Source organism: Acidovorax sp. KNOB132 (genome assembly GCF_057541515.1).
Genome location: NZ_BAAJYT010000393.1, coordinates 1 through 2,438, shown reverse-complemented (window position 1 = coordinate 2,438; position 2,438 = coordinate 1). Strand labels below are relative to the sequence as shown.

General features: G+C 74.1%; 2 protein-coding genes and 1 pseudogene. All 3 read right to left on the bottom strand.

The window, feature by feature from the left end:
- Window positions 1-557, bottom strand: a pseudogene (gene cbiE / locus AC27IO_RS22900) (precorrin-6y C5,15-methyltransferase (decarboxylating) subunit CbiE); the annotation flags it as partial.
- Between the two features lie 44 nt (window positions 558-601).
- Window positions 602-1,711 (bottom strand): cobalt-precorrin-5B (C(1))-methyltransferase, encoded by a 1,110-nt coding sequence (locus tag AC27IO_RS22895; protein ID WP_284397174.1) that lies wholly within the window; start codon window positions 1,709-1,711, stop codon window positions 602-604.
- Window positions 1,708-2,403: a precorrin-8X methylmutase gene (locus tag AC27IO_RS22890; RefSeq protein WP_498740951.1), complete on the bottom strand. Its 696-nt coding sequence runs from the start codon at window positions 2,401-2,403 to the stop codon at window positions 1,708-1,710. Before AC27IO_RS22890 ends, AC27IO_RS22895 begins: the two co-directional genes overlap by 4 nt.
- Between the last annotated feature and the right edge of the window lie 35 nt (window positions 2,404-2,438).

Sequence of the window (2,438 nt, the reverse complement as noted above, 5' to 3'; positions counted from 1 at the left end):
GCAGGCCCTCGGCCACCAGCAGGCGGGCGATGCGCGCAGGCGTGTTGTCGGGGCTGGTGAGCACCGCCAGCCGGTCGTGCGCGCGCACGGCCTGCGCCAGCGCATACAGGCCGTGCGACGGCGCCGCGCCCTGCTGCCACTCGCCCGCATCCCTGGCGTGCACCGAGACGATGCGCGCGTCCTGCCAGGCCAGCCCCAGGCGGGCGCAGGCCAGCTGCAGCGTGGAGACGTTGGGAATCACCTCGATGGCCTCGATGCACAGGCGCGAGGCCAGGTAGCTGGCGATGCCGTGGCACAGCGGGTCGCCCGTGGCCAGCACCACGCTGGCCTGCTGCGCATCGCGCGCGGCGGCGATCCAGCCGGGCACGGCGGAGAGCTGCCCCGTGAGGTCGCGCCGCGTGGCGCCGGGGGGCGATGTCGTCCTCGAACAGCGCCAGCGCGCGCGTGCCGCCCACCACCAGGTCGGCGCGGCGCAGCAGGGCCAGCGCGGTGGCGCCCAGGCTGGCCGCACCGTCGTCGAGCACGCCGATGATGCGGCAGGGTTGGGGGTCGGGCATGGCGGTCGGGGCGGTGGTCAAGGCGGTCACGGTGTCGGGGGCGTTCATGCGGAGCAGGCCTCGGCCATCTTGCGGCCGTCGAAGTCGCAGACGAGCACCTGGAGCTGGAAGCGGCCCCCGTAGCGGTCGGGGGCCATGAGGGTGTCCACCACCGCGCGGGCCAGCGCGGCGTGAAAGGGTGCGGCCAGGCCCAGCGCTTCCATGCGCTCGGCGGCGAAGCGCGCGGTCTCGGCGGCGGCGATCTCGGCGCACACGTCGGCCGGCGCGCCGATGCCGGCGGCCAGTTCGGCCAGCAGTTGCGTGTCGACCTCGGCGCGGTTGGCGTGGGTGATGGTCTCGCCCTGGGCGATCTTGGTGAGCTTGCCCACCATGCCGCCGATGACGACTTCGCGCAGCCCCTGCGCCACGGCCTCGTCGAGGGCGTAGCGCAGGAAGTCGCCCATCTGCACGAAGCAGGCGGCGGGCAGCTGCGCGCGCTCCTTCATGGCGAACTGCTCGGTGCGCCCGCCGGTGGTGAGCACCACCACGCCGTGGCCCAGCGTGGCCGCCACCTGCACGCCCTGCACCACGCTCGCGCGGTAGGCCGAGGTGGAATAGGGCTTGACGATGCCGGTGGTGCCGAGGATGGAGATGCCGCCCAGGATGCCCAGGCGCGCGTTGAGCGTCTTCTTCGCCATGTCCACGCCCTGCGGCACGGAGATGGTGACCTCCAGCCCCGCATGGGCGAGCAGCGCCTCGCCCACGGCGCGCACGTTCTCTTCGATGTTTTGGCGCGGCACCGGGTTGATGGCCGGGCCGCCCACCGCCAGGCCCAGGCCGGCCATGGTGACGGTGCCCACGCCGAAGCCGCCCGCCAGCCGCACCGCGCCGGCATCGCCGGGCAGCACGCGCACGTCGGCGGTCAGGTGGGCCTTGTCGGTGCAGTCGGGGTCGTCGCCCGCGTCCTTGATGACCATGGCATGCGCGGCCTGGCCGTCGCAGCGGCCGTCGTTCACGGCGAAGCGCACCACGTCGCCGTTGGGCAGCAGGCAGTCCACCGCCTCGGGCACGCAGCCGTGCACCAGCCCCAGCACGGCGGCGCGCGCGGCGGCGGCCGAGCACGCCCCGGTGGTGAAGCCGGTGCGCGTGCCGCGGCGCACGGTCTTTTCCATCATGGCGACAGCGTCCCCGGCATCGTGGCCTTCTGGCGGGCCTCGGCCAGCGCCAGCAGCGCGTGCAGCGCGGCCACCACCAGCGTGGAGCCGCCCTTGCGGCCGCGGATGACGATCCACGGCACCGCGTCCACGCCGGCCATCAGGTCCTTGGACTCGGCGGCGGAGACGAAGCCCACCGGCATGCCCACCACGAGCGCGGGGCGCACGCCCTCCTCGCGGATCAGCCGCACCAGCTCGATGAGGGCCGTGGGCGCGTTGCCGATGCCGACGACGGCCCCCTGCAGCAGCCCGTGCCGGTGCGCCTTGCGCATGGCCTGCACGGCGCGCGTGGTGTCCTCGGCCTGGGCCTGGGCGATCACGTCGGCGTCGCTGATGAACTGGTGCGTGCGCATGCCGAAGTGGGCCAGGCGCGGCTGCGACAGGCCCGAGCAGATCATCTCCACATCGGCCACCACGGGCGCGCCGCCGCGCAGCAGGGCGGCGATGCCGGCCTCCACCGCCTTCGGGTGGAAGTCGGTCAGGCCGTTGAACTCGAAGTCGGCGTTGGCGTGGATCATGCGGCGCACGATGGGCCACTGCGCCGCGGTGTAGGGGTGCGGGCCGGCCTCGGCGTCGATGATGGCGAAGCTGTCGTGCTCGATGGCCTGGCCGGCGCGCGTGAGCTGCTCGGTGACGGTGTTGACGGTGCTCATGCCGTGGCGGTCTCGTGCGGGTGCGGGTGCGGGTG